The sequence below is a fragment of the Sediminibacillus halophilus genome, assembly GCF_900103695.1.
Lineage (GTDB): Bacteria > Bacillota > Bacilli > Bacillales > Amphibacillaceae > Sediminibacillus > Sediminibacillus halophilus.
Window position 1 is genome coordinate 653,059 of sequence record NZ_FNHF01000002.1, and the last position, 19,544, is coordinate 672,602.

At 43.9% G+C, this 19,544-nt stretch carries 17 protein-coding genes and 1 riboswitch; of the genes, 4 read left to right on the top strand and 13 right to left on the bottom strand.

The genetic code is table 11. From position 1 onward, the window contains the following. Positions 1-12: 12 nt before the first annotated feature. A complete protein-coding gene (locus BLR82_RS10085; protein WP_074598845.1) occupies positions 13-1,797 on the top strand; it encodes a glycoside hydrolase family 3 protein in 1,785 nt (594 codons plus the stop codon). Positions 1,798-1,957: 160 nt separating this feature from the next. Here BLR82_RS10085 and BLR82_RS10090 read toward each other — a convergent pair whose 3' ends face one another. From BLR82_RS10090 to BLR82_RS10120, 7 genes are all read right to left on the bottom strand, one after another. Next, positions 1,958-3,343: an SLC13 family permease gene (locus BLR82_RS10090; RefSeq protein WP_074598846.1), complete on the bottom strand. Its 1,386-nt coding sequence runs from the start codon at positions 3,341-3,343 to the stop codon at positions 1,958-1,960. 227 nt (positions 3,344-3,570) lie between these two features. Continuing rightward, a complete protein-coding gene (gene tcuA, locus BLR82_RS10095) occupies positions 3,571-5,061 on the bottom strand; it encodes an FAD-dependent tricarballylate dehydrogenase TcuA (protein ID WP_074598847.1) in 1,491 nt (496 codons plus the stop codon). A gap of 32 nt (positions 5,062-5,093) precedes the next feature. Next, a complete protein-coding gene (locus BLR82_RS10100; RefSeq protein ID WP_074599126.1) occupies positions 5,094-6,593 on the bottom strand; it encodes a tripartite tricarboxylate transporter permease in 1,500 nt (499 codons plus the stop codon). Positions 6,594-6,625: 32 nt separating this feature from the next. Beyond that, a complete protein-coding gene (locus BLR82_RS10105; RefSeq protein WP_245693754.1) occupies positions 6,626-7,078 on the bottom strand; it encodes a tripartite tricarboxylate transporter TctB family protein in 453 nt (150 codons plus the stop codon). An 81-nt stretch (positions 7,079-7,159) separates the two neighbouring features. After that, a complete protein-coding gene (locus BLR82_RS10110; protein ID WP_074598848.1) occupies positions 7,160-8,143 on the bottom strand; it encodes a tripartite tricarboxylate transporter substrate binding protein in 984 nt (327 codons plus the stop codon). Positions 8,144-8,298: 155 nt separating this feature from the next. Further along, positions 8,299-8,973, bottom strand: a complete 675-nt coding sequence (locus BLR82_RS10115) for a response regulator (RefSeq protein ID WP_074598849.1) — start codon at positions 8,971-8,973, stop codon at positions 8,299-8,301. Between the two features lie 3 nt (positions 8,974-8,976). Then, positions 8,977-10,611 carry a sensor histidine kinase gene (locus BLR82_RS10120; RefSeq protein ID WP_074598850.1) on the bottom strand — a complete coding sequence of 545 codons (1,635 nt, stop codon included), beginning with the start codon at positions 10,609-10,611 and terminating at the stop codon, positions 8,977-8,979. A 228-nt stretch (positions 10,612-10,839) separates the two neighbouring features. On the opposite strand from BLR82_RS10120, the gene BLR82_RS10125 reads away from it, so the two are divergent. The 3 genes from BLR82_RS10125 (at position 10,840) to BLR82_RS10135 (ending at position 14,103) form a co-directional block, all read left to right on the top strand. Then, positions 10,840-12,123 (top strand): ABC transporter substrate-binding protein, encoded by a 1,284-nt coding sequence (locus tag BLR82_RS10125; RefSeq protein WP_074598851.1) that lies wholly within the window; start codon positions 10,840-10,842, stop codon positions 12,121-12,123. Between the two features lie 226 nt (positions 12,124-12,349). Next, a complete protein-coding gene (locus BLR82_RS10130) occupies positions 12,350-13,252 on the top strand; it encodes a carbohydrate ABC transporter permease (RefSeq protein WP_139186948.1) in 903 nt (300 codons plus the stop codon). Beyond that, positions 13,249-14,103, top strand: coding sequence for a carbohydrate ABC transporter permease (locus BLR82_RS10135; RefSeq protein WP_245693756.1), 855 nt, complete (start codon positions 13,249-13,251; stop codon positions 14,101-14,103). The genes BLR82_RS10130 and BLR82_RS10135 overlap by 4 nt, the downstream gene beginning before the upstream one ends. A gap of 481 nt (positions 14,104-14,584) precedes the next feature. Here the strand turns inward: BLR82_RS10135 and BLR82_RS10140 are convergent, their stop codons facing one another. The 6 genes from BLR82_RS10140 to BLR82_RS10165 all read right to left on the bottom strand — a co-directional run bounded on the left by BLR82_RS10140 (position 14,585) and on the right by BLR82_RS10165 (position 19,544). After that, a complete protein-coding gene (locus BLR82_RS10140; protein ID WP_074598852.1) occupies positions 14,585-15,385 on the bottom strand; it encodes an energy-coupling factor transporter transmembrane component T family protein in 801 nt (266 codons plus the stop codon). A gap of 13 nt (positions 15,386-15,398) precedes the next feature. Continuing rightward, positions 15,399-16,865 carry an ABC transporter ATP-binding protein gene (locus BLR82_RS10145; RefSeq protein ID WP_074598853.1) on the bottom strand — a complete coding sequence of 489 codons (1,467 nt, stop codon included), beginning with the start codon at positions 16,863-16,865 and terminating at the stop codon, positions 15,399-15,401. Positions 16,866-16,879: 14 nt separating this feature from the next. After that, positions 16,880-17,458 (bottom strand): ECF transporter S component, encoded by a 579-nt coding sequence (locus tag BLR82_RS10150; protein WP_074598854.1) that lies wholly within the window; start codon positions 17,456-17,458, stop codon positions 16,880-16,882. Between the two features lie 112 nt (positions 17,459-17,570). Next, positions 17,571-17,701, bottom strand: a riboswitch (TPP riboswitch). An 83-nt stretch (positions 17,702-17,784) separates the two neighbouring features. Next, positions 17,785-17,967 (bottom strand): hypothetical protein, encoded by a 183-nt coding sequence (locus tag BLR82_RS10155; RefSeq protein WP_074598855.1) that lies wholly within the window; start codon positions 17,965-17,967, stop codon positions 17,785-17,787. A 97-nt stretch (positions 17,968-18,064) separates the two neighbouring features. Further along, positions 18,065-18,793: an SIS domain-containing protein gene (locus BLR82_RS10160; RefSeq protein ID WP_074598856.1), complete on the bottom strand. Its 729-nt coding sequence runs from the start codon at positions 18,791-18,793 to the stop codon at positions 18,065-18,067. A 13-nt stretch (positions 18,794-18,806) separates the two neighbouring features. Beyond that, positions 18,807-19,544, bottom strand: coding sequence for a creatininase family protein (locus BLR82_RS10165; RefSeq protein ID WP_074598857.1), 738 nt, complete (start codon positions 19,542-19,544; stop codon positions 18,807-18,809).

Below are 19,544 nucleotides of genomic sequence, written 5' to 3' on the forward strand. Positions count from 1 at the left end.
GGAGTGAACCCATTGCAAAAACAACGTTTGATTGCTGCTTTGTCGTTGATACTTACTTTGCTATTGACATTCCCTGCCGCAGGTTTCGCTAACGGTTGGGACGACCCTTCTAAACCCGGATGGGGAGATGGTGATAAAGCCAAACACGGCTGGATCGTCAGCAAGATGAAGCATATGACTTTGGAAGAAAAAATCGGTCAGCTTTTCATCATCCATATGTATGGACAAACTCCGACAGACCCGGATTATGAGCAAACAAATCTCAACAACAACCGTGGAGCAAAGAACTTTGAAGAAGCCATCGAAAAGTACCATGTCGGCGGAGTGATTTATTTTAACTGGACCGATAATATCGGTACCCCGGCTGATTTGGAACAGGTAAACGCCTTGTCTAATGGCCTGCAGGAAATTGCTATGGATCAGCGCATGCCAATTCCGTTGTTTATTTCGACCGATCAGGAAGGTGGCATCGTTCAGCGCCTGACCAGTCCCGGGACCGTGTTCCCTGGCAATATGGCTTTGGGAGCCACCCGTTCCGCTGACCTGGCAGCAGACTCTGCCTCGATCATCGGCACAGAACTAAAAAGTCTTGGGGTCAATATGAACTTCGCTCCAGTGTTTGATGTCAATGTCAACCCAGCAAACCCGGTAATCGGTGTCAGGTCCTTTGCAGAAAATCCTGATCTAGTGTCCGAATTGGGTGTAGCACAATCGCAAGCCTATGAAGCGGAAAACGTCATTCCGACCGCCAAGCACTTCCCGGGCCATGGCGACACGGATGTCGATTCCCATTATGGACTTCCAATCATCAATCATGACCTGGAAACCTTACAAGAGGTGGACTTAAAACCGTTCCAGGCCGGAATCGATGCTGGGATTGATGCCATAATGACAGCTCACATCGTTGTCCCTGCGCTGGATGATTCCGGGTTGCCTGCTACGCTATCGAAGCCGATACTGACCGATCTTTTGCGGGAACAAATGGGATTTGACGGTCTGATTGTCACCGACAGCCTTGGTATGTCGGGTGCTAATGTATTAGAACCGGAAGAAGTCCCGGTAGAAGCATTTAAAGCAGGGAACGATATCCTGTTGAATCCGCCTGATGTAGAACTGGCATACAATGCCATGCTGGAAGCAGTTAAAAACGGTGAAATCAGCGAACAACGTGTCGATGAATCGGTTTATCGCATTTTAAAAGCGAAGATGGAAAAAGGCTTATTCGGTGACCCATTCACGGACGACGATGCCATTGCCAACATCGGTACCGAGACAAACTTGGCAAAAGCTGATGAAATAGCCGATAAGAGTATCACACTAGTAAAAAATGATGAGAATGTACTACCGCTTTCCCAAGATCAAAGCGTCTTCATCACGGGCCCATCAGCAGCAGAGCCGGAATATTTGGCAGAACAGCTTCGGGAAAAAGGTTATAACGTAACGGCTTATGCAACAAACACCAGCCCGACTGCGTCTCAAATCGCAGCAGCGAGCGAACAGGCAGCTGGTGCTGACACGGTCGTTGCAACTACTTATACTGCGAATACAAATGCGGCCCAACAGCGACTGGTAGAAGCACTGATTGACACAGGAAAACCAGTGGTTGCTTCTGCCATCCGCAATCCATACGACCTGATGGCCTTCCCAGAGGTGGATGGCTATCTTGCCACCTATGGAAATCGGGACGTTTCGGTTGAAGCTCTTGCCCGTGTAATTAGCGGAGAAGTCAATCCGCAGGGAAAACTTCCGGTCACAATTCCGGATTTGTATGAGTTTGGCCACTTTTTGAGCTACTAAAATTAAATTAGGGACTGCCCCGTTAGTCGGAAAATGGCTAACGGGCGATCCCTTGTTTTACGTCGCACGTCGCTAACATACACACATCCGCCCTACTTTGGAATGTTTCTGCCTGTGAGCGTTAGAACTTTCAAAAACATCCCCCTTCCCTAAGCCCATGTTAATGACTCACAACATATGGCCAATAAAGCAATACAGCCCCTACAATAGTCAACACCCATAGACTAAAAGACGGCAGTCCTATTCTCAAAAGATCCCTATCCGAAAAGTAACCGAACGAATAACTGATTAAGTGAACTGGTGATTGAGTGATTAGGAAAAAACCAGGTATCCCCACCAAAAACACAACCATGGCAGTTATAAACGGAGAATAACCTTCAAGGGTCTCCCCTATCTCTATTGCAAATGGAATCATAATCGTTAAGAATCCTAAGATATTCACAAACATGATTCTCAGTAAAGCTGTACTTATAATCAGCAATAAGATAACCAAAAACGGGGATTGAAAGGATATCAACGAAATGAAGGAATCAGCAATCGAAGCAATCGTTTCCGTTTTGATCAGCATGCCAGAGACCATAAGCGTACTAGCAAAGAACAGCATCATATCCCAATCAACCGAGGCTTTTGCTTGCTCCCATTTCCAGACGCCGATCCAAGGTGTCACTGTAAGAACGGCTCCCAACAATCCAACTAGCGGAATCGAGAATCCGTGTAAGGGTTGGGTTGCCCATAACAGCAAGGTTAGTCCCATGATAAATACTACTTTCTTTTCAGCCGGGCTTAACAAGCCTAACTCGTCAAGCTCCTCCCCAATCAAATCCTTCATCTTTTTGCGATCGATTTTTTCCGGCGGAAGCTTAAAGATAAAAAGCAGCCATAAGAGAGTAGTAAAGAGTAGTACAGGCGGAACAAAATACAAAATCCAGGTTATGTAATTCAGGTCCGAATGAATGGACGTGAACAATTCAAACGTGTAAATCGTGGAGCTTGCTCCTGTGGCTACCAAGGCGCCCGAAATAGCTGTTAGGTAGCTGATACCAATGAATAACGCCTTCCCGAGGTTCTCCACCCTATTGACATTCCTTACGTTTTTTAACAGCCGATCCAGTACAGAGGCTATCAGATTACCTTTGCCGACATTCGAAGGAATAAGGATCGCTAGCACCATGATTAACAAAAAAGAAATCAGGAGCAAAGCCCTTCCTGAACCACCCGATATTTTTAGGACAGTAAGAGAAATCCGACTGGCAAGCCCGGTTTCGATAAAAGCATGGGAAATGATGAAGGTGGCAAATAGCAGCCAGACTACCTCCGAACTGAAATAAGCGAGCGTCTCTTCATAAGTGAAAAAGTGAAATGATAGTAGTAACATAAATAACAAGGAGCTGTGTGCTAACGGAAATACTCTGCCAATCCACATCATTTGGATAATGATTAAAGCTGCAATTGCCTGGGTTTTGATATTCCAGTCGTTGACTGGAAGGAAAAATATCAGATAGAGAATCAATGATAAAAATAAAGGAATCTTCTTATTTTTGTTCATTCCACCCGCCCCTAATGAAAGGTCATGTGATAATAGAAAGAGCAAGAGTCTCAACCACTCCCCGGTCAACTTAAGATTAGTCGAATCGGAGCTAAGCAGATGAAGACCATTTTTAGTGCTATCACACTTTTTTGGATTTTCATCCGCCTCAGAAGGATCAAAAAGCCTTCCTAGTTATAAACCAAAAGCAAAAGCCACCGCGATGGTGGCTTTCCTGCATGAATGGACTATTGAACCGTCCCCGCGGCTTGAATATAACTCACTGCTGTGTTGCCGGATATTCTGCCGAAGACCGCTCCCGACATAAGCCCCGAGCCGCCAGGATAATTGCCATAAAAAATACCGCCAACCATTTCGCCTGCAGCAAACAAACCAGGAATCGGCTGTTCGTTTTCATCTAATACTTCAGCGTGCGGACTGACCTTGATTCCTCCAAATGAAAAGGTGATACCACAGGTTACCGGGAAAGCATAGAACGGTCCTTTTTCAATCGGTAAAGCCCAATTAGACTTCGGTGGAGTGACGCCCTGTGTCCTCTTATTATCCTTGATAGTCGGATCATACTTGCCTTCCATAATGGAACGGTTATATTCCTCAATTGTTTGTAAAAACTGCTGATCATTCACCGGAAGCAGCTCTACCAATTCTTCAAGTGTATCCGCCTGATAGTAAGTGGCCTCTTCTAAATTATATTCTTTACGCAGCATTGGTCTCACTTGCTGGTCATAAATCTGATAAGCAACATGACCAGGCTGCTTGAGAATTTCCTTTCCGTACTTGGCGTACGTATAATTACGGAAATCTGCCCCCTCATCAACAAAACGGTATCCATTTTGATTCACCATGATACTGAGGGGATAGGAATGCTTTTTAAAGATGTCCCCCGGTTTAGAAAAATCCCCTACTTTAGGAGCCTGGTAATCGGTACCGATGGCATGGCAGCCGGACCATTCGCCGAACCGCTGCGCTCCTGCAGACAACGCCATCGACAAACCATCCCCTGTGTTGTATTCAGTTCCCCTGACAATCGCCGCTTCCCATTCGTCCCCGATATATTTTTTACGCATTTCCTTATTCGCCTCAAAGCTGCCGCAAGCCAAAATCACAGCAGCCGCTTCGATTTCGAGGGTTTGTTCCTGTTTCTCTACCATGATCGAGGAAACACGCCTACCCTCCATCTTCAATTCGATGGCACGTGAGTCATAGAAAATATCTATCCCTATCTGTTCTGCCCGGGAAAACAAAGCAATAAGACCCATCCCGATATTTTTCGTTTTGACAGGAAGGCCGCCCCAAAATTGATACTTTCCATCTTTTTCGAATGACTGGTTACTGTAATTCAATTCAAAACCGACTCCTTGTTGCTTCGCCCAACGGATTGTTGGATAGGAGTGTTTAACCAGCTGTTCTGCCAACTCAGGACTGCTTTTGCCCCCTGTCACTCTCATTAAGTCCTGAAAGTAATCCTCTTTCCCATACTTAGGCATCACAATTTTTTCAGCTTGTTCATCGGTTAATTCAGGTACAATTTCTCGAATGTCATTCAAATCATTGTAGGCAAAGCGAATTGCACCGTCTGTAAAATACGAATTCCCTCCACGTTTGTGTTTAGGTGCGCGTTCCAGCACCAGCACCTCTGCTCCAGATTCTCTGGCAGAGATAGCAGCACAAAGAGCAGCATTTCCTGCGCCTACGACTACAACATCATAATTTTTCATCTCGTTCCTCCTTCGATAACTAAATATTGCGGCTAAGATGACCTATACATCTGATCTTCTGGCCTGTTTTGTACTTTTCTTTTCATCCAGTGGACAATCAATGGATATAGCAGAGAAAGCAGAGTCAAGGCAATCAACCCAATGCTGACGCCAGAAGAAAAAAAGATACCAAAACTTCCATTAGATGATGAGAGAGCCATCCGGAAATTTTGCTCCATATCAGAGCCGACGATCAACGCCAGTACCAATGGAGCAATCGGAAAATCAAGCACCTTCATGAACAGCCCTATCACGCCGAATAATAGCAAAAAGAAAAAATCAAACGTGGTATAGCTTAAAGTGTATGTTCCGATAAAGGCAAGAACGACTATCATCGGATAAAGTACTTTTGGCGGGGTATCGAGAACTTTTACAAGCACACCGACAAGCAAAATGTTAATGATGACAAGCGCAATGTTTCCGATAAACATACTGTTGATTAACGCCCAGGCTGTTTCCGGCTGCTGATCAAATAACAATGGACCAGGCCTTAATCCTAGCATGATCAAGGCACCGAGCATGACAGCGGTCGTTCCTGAACCCGGAATCCCCATCGTAAGAAGGGGAATCATTGCGCCTACAGAGGCCGAATTATTTGCTGATTCAGGAGCTGCCAGTCCTTCAACTGCTCCATCACCAAATTCGGATGATTTTTTCGAAAGCTGCCTTTCCGTGGTATAACTGATCATCGAGGCAATCGAACCTCCAGCACCAGGCAGGACACCGATGATGAAGCCCAGTGGACCGCTCCGCAAGATTGGCCATTTCGATCGACGCCATTGTTCCTTTGAGAACCAAACCTTTCCTACCTTTTTCTTTTCGTTCCGTTGCTCGTCTATCGATAAAAGATTATAAAGAACTTCACCTATCGCATAGACACCGATAATCACGATGAGAAAATCGATTCCTTCACTTAAATGCGAAGAACCAAGTGTAAATCGGTATACCCCCGTCTGTGTATCGATTCCCACCGTACTCAGGGCCAGTCCGATTGTCATCGCCAAAAAACCTTTCACCATTTTCCCGATTGATAACGAAACAATAGCCGAGAGGGTAAGCAGCATCAATAAAAAATACTCAGCCGGACCAAATTCCAATGCAAAAGTGGCCAATGGCTCGGCGAGAAAAACGAACCCTACTACTGCGATCAGACCACCAATAAAGGATGCAACCGCGGAAATCGCCAGAGCCTGGCCAGCCATTCCTTTCCTGGCCATTGGATAGCCGTCAAATGTAGCGGCAATAGCCGAACCATCACCAGGCGTATTTAAGAGAATCGAACTACGCGATCCACCATACATCGCTCCGTAATAAATGGCTGCCATTAAAATGATGGCACTGACAGGATTCATGCCAAACGTCATCGGGATCAACACTGCCACGGCTGTTGCAGGGCCGAGACCGGGAAGCATCCCTACAATGGTACCAAGGAAACCACCTATGATGATCCAAACAATATTAACCGGTTGGACCGCTATCGAAAGACCTTCCATAAAGCTGTTTACATCCACGATGGATCACCTCCTCAAGGTAAGCTCACACCCAACAGCTGACTAAATGCATACCACGTTAAAAAGGAAAAACTGACAGCAACAATGCAGTTAATCAACCACTTTTTCCAACCATTTATAAAGAATAATAAACCGCCTAAGAACAAAATAGTCGACAGTAGAAATCCAATCTGATCAAAAACCAACGCATAGATGACACCTGATCCGAGTGTGGTAACAAGCAACTTCGGTGTTCTGCCGGAAAACAACTGACGGAGTTCTTTATTTTCTTCTGCTACATGCTTTAATTCCTGGAATAAATACACGAAGCTCAACAGGAGCATTAAAATACTGAGACCAGCGGGAAAATATAAGGGCGCATTCGGATTTCCCATATTTGCTTTTGGCAGCTGGAGCGAGCTGATTAAGAACAAACCGCTGAACACAATCAGAAATATGGGCACCCCCAGTTTGATTCCTTTCATCATTGCTATCGCGCCTCCCTTCTTCCATAAGAAGCCTGTCCTTGAAATAACAGGCTTCCTTTTCTTTTCATTATCTTCAGCCCATTAGTTATCAAGCAAACCAGAATCATTTACTAAGCGCTGATACAAGTCATGTTGTTCCTGTAAAAATGCTTTTGTTTCTTTACTATTTTTGTAAAAATCCTCCCAATCATTGTTTTCAAGGACCTGCTGCCATTGGTCTGTTTGGATCATTTCTTCTAATTTGGAATCCCAATAAGCAATTTCGTCTTCTGTCATATCCGGGGGACCCATGACACCTCTCCAATGCGGAAAGACCATATCCACCCCTTCATCCTGCCAAGTTGGTACATCCTCGATATCTTCAACCGGCTCATCCGAAGAAACGGCCAATATCTTAAGCTTTCCAGCTATGTGTTGGTCCTTAACCTCAGACAGAGAGGTTGTGACCGCATCAACATGACCTCCCAGCAACGCGGTTACAACATCTCCTCCGCCCTCATAGACAAGAAAATTAAGGTCTGCCGGATTGATGCCGAATTCACTCGCTGCTTGCACAAGGGATAAGTGGTCATCATTGCCCAAACCAGGGCCTACCCCTATTTTCACGGAATTCGGATCCTCTTTCGTAGCCTCCAAAAATTCGGAGGCCGTTTTATAAGGAGAGTCCGCCGGTACAGCAAGCGCCTGCCATTCGGTTGCAAGCGTGGCAATCGGTGTAAATTCTTCATACGATAATTCACTTTGTTCCAGCAAATTATTAGTAAGTACAAGACTGGAATTAACGGCGAGTGAGTGGGAGTCCTTCGACTTTAAATACTTCCAGCCAACCTCTCCCCCACCGCCCGGCTTGTTGACAACATTGATATTTTCATCGACCAATTCCTGTTCAGTCAGCACCTTTTCCAGCGAACGGGCGGTCAAATCCCACCCTCCTCCCGGCGAAGCGGGAGCAACCATTTCTATGTTTTTATTCGGATAACCATCATTTCCGGAAGCATTTCCCGAACATGCTGCTGTTATAAAAATCACGGACATAGTAAGAAGAACCTTGATAAATTTTTTCATGTAACTCCCTCCTAATACTTGATTTATCTGTATCCTACTAATACACCCTCTGTATGTAAACGTTTTCAAAATATTGTTTTTTAACGAATTAAAAAACATTTTGTGCATTAAATGCACAAAATGCCAAAAAAAGTGCCTTACTGCAAACTCTTTTTTTACCTTATGATAGAATACCGTCGCTCGGGACGTCCGACAATTCCATACATTTGTTCCACCACTGCTTCATTTATACCCACTAAATACTCGAGATACCTTCGCGCAGTTGTCCGTGAAGCACCAATCTTTTCAGCTGCCTGCTCGGAAGTGACCCCGTTTTGTTCAATGGAAAGTATTTCTTTTACCTTTTCCAGCGTCCGATAATCGATACCAGTTGGAAGGGTTGCCGTGCTTTTTTGCTCGTTTTTGGAACCAAACACTTCCCGTAGAAGTTCTTCATCGACTTCCTTTGTCGATTGGATTATGTCTCTTTTCTTTTTATATTTTTGCATCGATTGTTGAAATTGTTCTATTGTAACCGGTTTGATCAAATAATCCTGTACACCATAGCTTAACGATTTTTCCAAATATGCTTTGTCCGTTGCAGCCGTAATCATAATGATATCCATCATCGGATAGCTTTCCCGTATACGTTGAAGCAAGTCTGTTCCTAATTGATCCGGCATGTAAACATCCAATAAAATCAGATCGACAGCATGCTTACTGAGTAGTTGCAACGTTTCCTTAGCATTAACAGCTTTACCGACCAGCTTCATTCCCGGTACTTTTTCCAGAAATGCTTCATGGATTTGTGCTACCCGAAAGTCATCCTCCGCTATGATTACCTGTAACATCCTTTATCCCCCTGCCCTCTTGTTATTTTCCTGGATTTGCTTCGGAATAATCACCGTAAACACTGTACCCTTACCTGGACTGCTATTTACTTCAATCGCTCCATTTTGCGAATATACCTCCTCCTTCACATTCGCCAGACCATACCCCCTGTTATTGCCCTTTCTTGAGTAACCCCGATGAAATATTTGGTATTCAGCCCCTTTGTCCAATCCATTTCCATTGTCGGCTATTTCAAATATAATATCATTGCCTAAATCAGTGACAAAGAAGGAAACCTCAGGAGAATCACAATCCTTCACTGCATCAAACGCATTGTTGATGAGATTGCCCAATATTACAATTAACGGTGATAATGGAATATGGTCTGGCAGAGGAGCTAGCGAACTTCCCTCTTCCACCTTAAAGCTAATCTTTTTTTCTGATGCTTTTGCAAATTTCCCCAATAATATAGCCTGTACTTTTTCATCATGAATCTGTGAAAAAAACATTTCGGACACCTGTTTTTGCAAATTAGCCTCTTTCTGAATCAATTCAATTGCTTCCTGCCTTTTCCCCAGTTGGATAAATCCTAGAATAGCATATAGCTTACCTGTAAATTCATGCGCTTGGGCACGGAGATCCTCGGAATACTGCCTGACCTCTGAAAGAGCGTCCACCATCTTTTTTATTTCTGTTTTATCCCGGAAGCTTGCAACGGTTCCAGTCTTTCTTCCATTCTCGATTAACGGTCTTGTATTTACGATGATGATTTTATCTTTGTATTCCAGTTCCTTATTGATAGTTTTATTCGGTGACTGAATCCTATTGATTAATTCCCGGGAAGGGAGAACGTCAATGATGTTCTTTTCAATTACCTCCTCTCTTCGAATATCCAGTAAGTCTTTTGCAGCCACATTCATCGTTGTGATTACTCCTTGATGATCAATCGCAACAATGCCTTCTTTGACAGACTGCAGGACGGCTTCCCGCTCTCTATATAAAGCCGAAATCTCAAACGGTTCCAATCCCAATGTATCTTTACGAATGCTTTTAGCCAGCAGAAAACTTCCGGCAATACCCAGCAGAAAAACCAATCCAGCAGCAAGGATAATTTTAGAAATATCGGAAAGAATCTCGTTGTGAATCACTTTCATAGGAAAATCCACCGTGACAACGCCCTCGACCTTTTTATAGTCGCCATAATCGATTGTAACGGGCGCAACCCCCTTTAAGACCTCGCCCCCTTCGCTTCCTGTTTCAAAAACGTAACTGCTCCCGAAAACCATCGCCTGATATAATTCTTTTTCGGAAGCGGTTACAGTTTCTTCGATAGCAACTGTTTCATCCTTTGCCGTTCCTATAACTCCTCCCGAACGATCAACTATCGTAATAAACGATGCACCGGCTTCTTCTCTGATTTGTTCTGTCAACTGCTTCAATTCCTCCAAAGTAGCTCCAGAGCGGAAGGCATCTTGGACGCCAGGCATGTACGAAATCGTCTTAGCCGTTTGCAAGGCCAAGTTCTCCGCATTGGCAACATCTTCCCGGGATTCCATGTAGCCTACCATAACGGTTATTAGACTAATGACAAGTAAAAGAAGGGTTCCTACCAAACCCAGAATTTTGATATGGAGTGAGACTTGCAATCGGTTTTTCATGGATGCCCCCTGTTTATAACTTTAAGTAGGATAACTGTGTTTCTCCTATTAAATCATAATTCTCCCCTATTCTCACCAAGACTTCGGCACTATTTTACATAAACTGCGCTTTTTCTTAGAAGAAGTAGTTTGACGAAGGAGAAGAAGGGGAAATTCTTAGTAACTTCGAGAGGCGTTCTTTATAAGAAACGCTTCTACTATATCGCAACAAAAGGGAGAGGACAACAGATGAAAAAGTGGTTGTTGATTGTTTGCGCCGGCTTGCTGGCTTTGCTATCTGCCTGCAGCTCCGGAAGCGCTGACAATACAAACGCAGAAGGAAAAGTGGAGCTTGACTTTTGGACATTTTGGGGCTCCGAGACAAGGCGCCCGATGATTGAAAAACTGATTGAGGACTTCAACAATTCCCAGGACGAAATTGTGGTCAAACATACATATGTACCTTGGGGCGATATTTGGACGAAAAACCTGGCGGCGATTGCTGCAGGGGACCCGCCCGATGTCATTGTCAATGATATCAGAACGGTGAAAATCAGAGCCTCTAACAACCAGGTGGAAGATATAAGTAAATGGGTGGATGACGATTTAAAGAATAGTTTCTATCCGCACTTATGGGATGCCGTGACATACAAGGATAAAGCGTATGCGCTGCCTTTCACCACCGACACCAGAATGCTTTTTTATAACAAGGATGCTTTCCGGGAGGCAGGACTTGACCCGGAAAAACCGCCCCGTACTTGGAAGGAGCTCAAAGAGTACTCCGATAAACTCACCGTCAAAAATGAAGATGGCGGATACAAACAAGTCGGTTATTACCCGAACTGGGGGAACTTCACCACCCACGATTGGATGATTAATGCCGATGATGGAAAAGGCCTGATGGAAGGCGGAGAGCCTACCATCAACACCCCTGCCAAAAAAGAAGCCATCCAATGGATGTACGATTGGAAACAGGAACTTGGTTCAGAAGCGGTCCAAAATATGAAGGCTGAATTCGGTAATGAACAGCAGGATCCATTTATTTCTGGAAAGGTTGCGATGTGGGCAGAAATCGGTACGTTCTATAAGCAACTGGAAGAGTTCGGCGGCGACCTGGACTACGGCGTAGCGACAATGCCTGCTTATAACGAAGATACAAAACCATGGAGTACTGGCGGCGGATTTGTCATGGAAATACCAAAAGGTGCCAAAAACCCGGAAGCCTCCATGAAGTTTATTAAATATCTGACAGATGTCGAAGCGCAAACATACTGGGGCGAAAATAACTTCGACAACATTGCCAATAAGGAAGCCACAAAACAAATCACGGAGAACCTGGACGGCAAAGGGGCAGAAATTTTCCAAAAATCGATGGAAAGCCTTGAATACACGTACTTGTCGATAACTCCACCAGAGTATCCGGAATACGAAAACTTGGTCAATCCGCTTATCGATGATGCACTCAATGGAAAAATTTCGGTCGAAGAAGCACTTGATCAAGCACAAAAAGATGTAGAAAATTCCAAGCAATAGCTTGAAACATTAGGAAAAGCGGCAGCGGCACCGCTTTTCCGTTCATCTTTCTGTAACAGCACCTTCCCGGAGACTTCATCAAGAATAGCCTATGATTCATCACTTCAAAGGTATGGAGGCGAGAAAGTTGAGTGGTATAAAAGAGCATAATGTTGCAATTAGTACAACCCAGCGAAAATCGGTACATAAAAGCAAGAGCAGTGATTGGACAGTAAGAAAACCGAAGATGAGCAAATTGTCGCTCAAAGAAAACATCTGGGGCTATATCTTCATTGCTCCCTGGATTATCGGTTTTCTCGGACTTACCCTTGGCCCGCTGCTGTTCTCATTGGTAACCAGTTTCACTGATTATAATGTTACCTCCCAAATGAATTTTACCGGCTTCGACAATTACAAACGGATGTTCACGGTTGACCCGTTATTTTGGACTTCCCTGTACAATACAGTCTACTTTGTCGTTTTCTCTGTTCCATTGACCACGGCCGGAGCTGTCATTGTGGCCATGCTGCTTAATCAAAAAATGAAAGGCATTAAAGTTTTTCGTACGATTTATTATTTGCCCGCTGTTTTATCTGGGGTCGCCGTCTACTTTTTATGGATGCAGCTGCTCAGTCCTTCCACAGGCCTGGTCAATACGGTCCTTGCCTGGTTTGGCATTGATGGACCCGCCTGGTTGTTCGAACCGGAATGGACCAAACCAGCGCTCGTCATGATGAAAATGTGGAGCGTCGGTGGCGGCATGTTGCTTTATCTGGCGGTCATGCAAGGTGTCCCCAAAGCTATGTATGAAGCTGCAGAATTGGATGGAGCCGGATCGATCCGCAAGTTTTTCCATATTACGCTTCCGATGATTACACCGATTATTTTCTTCGATATGGTGACATCAACAATCGGCGCCTTTCAAATTTTCCAAGAGGCTTATGTCATGACCGACAGCGGCGAAGGCGGACCTTCCAATTCCTTGTTATTCTACAATCTTCATATGTGGAACAACGCATTTGAGATATTCAACATGGGATATGCGTCAGCAATGGCCTGGGTACTATTTATAATTGTCATGATTCTGACCTTCCTTCATTTCAAGTTTAGTAAGAAGTGGGTTTACTATGAAAGTGGGGATCATAAGTGAGCAATTCCGTGATTGGCAGCAAGAAAAAAAGGATGACCAAGAAAACGCTGATCTACCTGATTTTAATCGGCGGCAGCCTGATTATCCTGTCTCCAGTATGGTGGATGATTGCGACTTCCTTGAAAACACCACAGGAAATCGCCCAGTACCCGCCGAGTTTCTGGCCGGACAGCTTCCGGTTCAGCAACTATCTGGAAACATGGCAGACGGCCCCTTTTACCCGTTGGACATTGAATACCCTGCTTATTTCGGCTCTTTCAACGATAGGCAGTGTACTTGCCAACGCATTTATCGCCTATGGCTTTGCAGTCATCAAGTTCAAGGGGAGGAATTTGTTGTTTGGTATCGTCATGGCCACGATGCTGATCCCTGGCTTTGTCACATTGGTTCCCCAGTATATTATTTTCGCTAAAATCGGCTGGGTAAACACATACCTTCCGCTGATCGTGCCGTCTTTTCTAGGCAGTGCATTCTTTATTTTCCTGATCAGACAATTCATGCGAACGATTCCGAAGGATATGGTGGAAGCAGCAAAAATGGATGGCGCCAACCATTTTCAAATTTGGTGGCAAATCATTCTGCCGCAAATAAAACCAGCGTTAATTACCGTAGCCATTTTTTCCTTCAATGGCTCCTGGAATGATTTGCTTGGTCCGCTGCTCTACCTGAATGATGAAAATCTGTACACCTTACAAATTGGGCTGCAGACATTTAAAGGAACGGTTTCCACCCAGTGGAACTACTTAATGGCGATGTCGACCACCGTTCTTCTGCCGATCATTCTATTGTTCTTCTATTTTCAACGCTACTTTATCGAAGGCTCGAACCTTACCGGCGGGCAGAAGTTCTAATACAACGAAAGGACTCTGCTTCTAGCATTTTGAATGAGTGCAGAATAATAGAGAGGTAGAAAAACACAGCTTGATTTATGGGTCAGACTTCGTTCGGTTTATTTGTATGTACTCTTTTTATCATGTTGTTTCATGCATGCTTCGTATCGCTACGGCAAGATACTACGCGTTCTCCATCCAACGGAGGCAAGGTGCGCAGACTCCAGCGGGATGAGCCCGAGCTAAAGATCCACTTGGCAAATCGGTATTCTTTGTCAAGTTAGCTGTGGCCGTGCCTGCGGAAAGCGAAGCGCCTTGCCGGAGTGGAGAGTCACGCAATGCATACGAGAAGGGTATAACGGTTTACTTTTTCTAACATAAAAACCAAATGAAGGTAGTTACCCCCAAAAGTTAGTTTTTTTCACTCTAACTTTTGGGGGTCGATACCGAACCGTTCGGTTTTTATTTGGTTACGATGCTTTTGTCCCAGTCTCTTTGACGTTCAACCAAAACGAACATCTGTAGCAGGAAAATACGGAAAGTATATCGCCAAAAAATAAGATGCAGAGATGGATATGATGAAGTATAACAGTAAGACGATATCTAACCAGGAGAATCCCATTTTGTAGTAAAATGTCCGGTTTGCTGCTCCCTGAAAACTTTTCGCCTCCATAGCCACCGCAAGACGATGGGCCCTTCGAATACTTTGAGAAAGCAGCGGTATCGAATAAAGACGGAATTTATCAATAAAACCAGAAAACCCCTTCCGGTATTGTACCCCCCGTACTTTCAATGCACTACGCCGATTTTGCATCTCTTCAACCATGATAGGGATCAACTGAACTGCTGCCAGAAAACTGTATGCATACTTTGGCCTTAACTTCAGTTGCTGCATCAAGGAATAAAACAAATAGACCGGTCTTGTTGTCAACGCAAAAACAACCCCCAACACGGCAAAAATAAGTCCGCGTACACCGATATGGATTCCTCTAAAAAAGCTTTCTTCTGTAACATGAATCAACCCCCATTCAAACCACGTTTCCTCCCCTTTTCCGAAAAAAATCATCGAGGTGGAAGAAGTCAAAAACAAGATGATAAATGGTACAGAAATAAGTAGCAGCCGCATAGATGGATGTCCTGTGAAAAATAGATAAAGTATCAGTACAGCCAACATATAATTAATGATGAAATTCAGATTATGAATAAAGAGTACCTGGATACATAGCAGGAAAACTATCGCGAGTTTAAAACTTGGATTGATTTTATGAAGCCAGGTTTTTTTATAGGAAAATTCCCATAGCATTTATTTTCTCTCCTTATTGCAAGATATGAGAAGGATATATATTGGTACATTCTATCGCTGCATCCTCTTTCGTCAGCCTGCCATTTTCTATATGCCAGCATCTACTGGCAAAATTCCTTACAATTTGCCAGTCATGGGTGGCCATAACAATAGTAGTACCTTCTTTTCGTAATCGCTCTAACTCTTCCAATATAGCAAACGTGTTGACAGCATCTTGACCAAACGTAGGCTCATCCAACAGCAAAATCGGCTGGTTTTGGGCTAGTGCTACTGCGACACTCAATCTTCGCTTTTGCCCCATGGAAAGTTGATAAGGATGTTGGGCTTTATAAGTATCTAAATTAAATAATTGAAGCAAATGGCCAACCCGGTGATCAATCGTCCCTGCATCCCATTCCAATATACGTAATGTATAAGCTAACTCTTCGTAGACAGAATTTGTTACAAATTGCAATTCTGGATTTTGGAAAACAAATGACACAAAATCAGAAAGACGTTTTATTTTCTTTTTATTCTTTCCAAAAACGTAGTATGCGCCACTGGTTTTTATTAAATCCATCAATGAATGAAGCAAAGTTGTTTTCCCTGCACCATTTTCACCCAATACAGCAATCCATTCACCGGAATAAATTTTCGTGTCGTCTACGAAGACTTTTTTGTTCTTGCCTCTGTACCCGGAAAAATTTTCCAATGAAAGGACTGGTGTTTCCCTGGGATTAGAGATAACCGGCTTACTTGGGTGACTGTCTTGCAAATAATCGTCCCATATTCCCGGGTACCAAACCCCTTGTTTATAAAGAGTCTGTTTATACTGTTGAAAAATAACATCTTTAGGACCATCTCCTAGTAATTCGCCTTGCGCATTAAAAAGAACGATACGATCCACATAATCAATCACTTCATCTATTTTATGCTCTACAATGATCACCGTTTTTTCTTTTCCTATATCCTTAATTGTGTTCCAAACCTGACTTGTACCCTCCGGGTCAAGTAAGGCAGTTGGTTCATCTAAAAACAGCACTTCCGGCTGTAGGGCCAGTATCGAAGCAATCGCTAATCGCTGCTTCATACCACCAGAAAGTGTTTGAATCCTAGTATGAATGGAATCGAGTTCCAAGCCGACTTGATGTAAATAATAAACGATTATATCGTTCATGTGGCCTGGAGGGATTTTTACGTTCTCTAGAACAAAGGCTATTTCCTCATCTACATAAGGCATACAAAACTGCGTATCTGGATCTTGGAATAAAAAACCCCAGCTTTCCGGTATCGTCAATTGATCTGCTTTTAACGGTACATCAATGGATTGGGGAATCAATCCTGCGAGTACTTGCAAAAGCGTAGATTTTCCTGAACCAGAAGGTCCTAACAACAGTACTTTTTCTCCCTGTTGAAAAGAAATCGAAAAATCCTTAAACAGCAGAGAATCATTCCCCGGAAACTTCAACCGCAAGTTTTTTACGCTGGAAACAGTAGACATGGCCTTCCTCCTTTCTATTCTAGGGCTTTATAATCTTCCATGGAAGCAGGGCGAACCAAGCTTGTAGCCCCTGTTTTTTCCAATGCCCGGACAATTGTATAACCGACCATACCAGCAATCATTACGGAGCTAAGTAACCGAAAAATGACCATCAACAAAAAGTTCCATAGAACCAAATCATTAATATAACCGTAAAAATAATCGATACCTAGTGAGGCAACACCTGAGGCAATCCCTGCCAGACATACAACGAACAAGTCGAAACGCTTGTAGCGAAAGACAGCAAAGATTAGTTCGGCAGCTAATCCCTGGCCAATGCCGAATAATAAGGTGGATATTCCCCATTCCCCGCCAAAAATAAATTCACCGTGAGCAGCAGCCACTTCTGCCAGCAAGGCCACACCCGGTTTTCGAATAATCAAAAACGCAACAGTGGCTGCAATAAACCACATACCATAAATCAACTGTTCGACTTGAAGCCCAAAGGTGGAGAGCACACCATATAATGGCCCCCATATTTTATAAATAATCCCAAAAATAATTGCGACAATAACGGTTACCAACAGATCAGTCAATTTCAAGCCTTTGCTCATCGTTAAATCCTTCCTCCTATTAATAAATATTTTCGCACAAAAAAACCACTTTCCTTACCAGCGCAAAGAAAGTGGTTGTATTGGATTTATCATTAAGCACACGCGTCAATATGTATCCGCTACTCCACTTCCCTCCGCTGGTATCAACCAGATCAGGTTCCAAGGGTCTTAAAGTTTCACTTTAATCTCAACCTTTCTTCCATAGATGTTATCATCTATTTCAAGGTACCCCTAGTGGACAATCAACTTATTCTATTTTGTATCGTCATCTTAACATATCCTGAACAGGTATTGTCAACGAAATAATGAATCCTTGCTTCCCTTTTTCAATCCTTATCCAAATCCGTGTCAAAAAAAGATTTCTTTGTGTCCTCTGGTTCTTCTGGCCGATCCATATCGAAATGGCGGCCCACATTTGATTTATTGATTCCGTTTTTCACCGCTGTTTCGATAACAATGTAAAGAATAAACAAAGATATTACATAGGTGATAATAGCAACGAGTCCCACACATGTTCCCTCCTGATCGTTCTGATTTCAGTCCTACTATAAAACAAAATCAGGATGAAGAAAAGGTAACCGCAGCGTCTCGGTTACCTTTTCTCATCTACAACCTTACCCGATCAGAGTACTTTTCAATCAATTGCTGGTTATGCGCATCTGCGCCCTCTATGTTACCGCTTAAAAAAACGGGCGGCTGAAAGCCTTCTTCTGCCATCAATCTAATGGCCTCCGCAAAGATTCCATTAATAATGGCGGCACCGATAACGGTCGAACTCGGAGCAAAGCTTACCTGAACTTCCGGATGGCTCAGCAGGGCATCCCCGACCGGGGCATGATTATCAATCACAAGATCCACCGCATCAAACAAATGCATGCCACTTGTATGGCGTGATGGCTGACTTTGTGAATATTGTACCGATGTGATTCCGATGACAAAGGCGCCTTTCTCTTTTGCAATCTGTGCAACATCAACTGGTACCGGATTGCGTCCGGAGGTAGACAACACCACCATTATATCTCCTTGGCGAATATCCTGCTCCGCCATAAACTGTGCTGCATAGTCATTCTTTCTTTCCAGGGTAGAGGAACGGACCGCTCCTTCGTGAAGCATCAACGGTTCATGAAGAATCGGATGCACGGGGACTAGTCCGCCCGCACGATAATAAACCTCTTCCGTCAAAATATGCGAATGGCCACAGCCAAATAAGTGGATCACTCCATCGTCCTGCAACGAGGCAGAAATTTTTTCAGCAGCCACACGCAAGGCCGTAAACTCTTTATCTTCGATTACTTGTAACAGCGAATGAACCTTTTCAAAGTAGTTGGTTAACATCCAAGCCCTCCTGTTAATTTAATTCTGTCTGCTGTTTAGCTGTTTCTATTAATTGAACCATGTTTTTTAAGGCGATATCAATTATATAGATACCTTTATCCTCTGTCGCCAGGGTGGCATCCCCTAATACAGCGGTTTTCGTGAATTCCTCCCAAGGTGTGGGCGTGACATCCGCACTCAGCGGAATTTCAGGAATATCATTGATCGCTTTCTCCATTTCTACCAGCTCCGGTGCCAGATATAACATATACGACGTCTCTATTTCACAAGCATGAAAATAGGTACCATGGGTAGATGGCGTTTCCCTCACTTCTTCTGCCGCCTTGTTCATGCCAGGGTAAAATAAATACAGTACTTTCATGCTTGGGCATGTTTCATACAACTCACGGGCAGCTTCCTTTAAAGCCGTTCCATTGCCTAAATGCCCGTTCACCATGGCAAAGACCTCAATACCCTGTCGATAAAGGCTTTCGCCGATATCGACAATATAGCTGATCAGGGATCGATTGCTGACGGTGATGCTTCCGGGAAAATGACGCAGGCTCCATACTTGTCCATACGGCAACGTGGGCAAAACTAAACCATTAACCACTTCAGCAAGTTTGTCCGACAGTCGTTCAGCCAGGAAGTTATCGGTCCCGAGCGGCAAATGTGGACCATGCGCTTCCACTGCTCCTACTGGTAGAATCGCAACTTTGGAACGTTGGATTTCTTCTTTAATATTATAGGAGTTTTGATATTGAAACTTCAC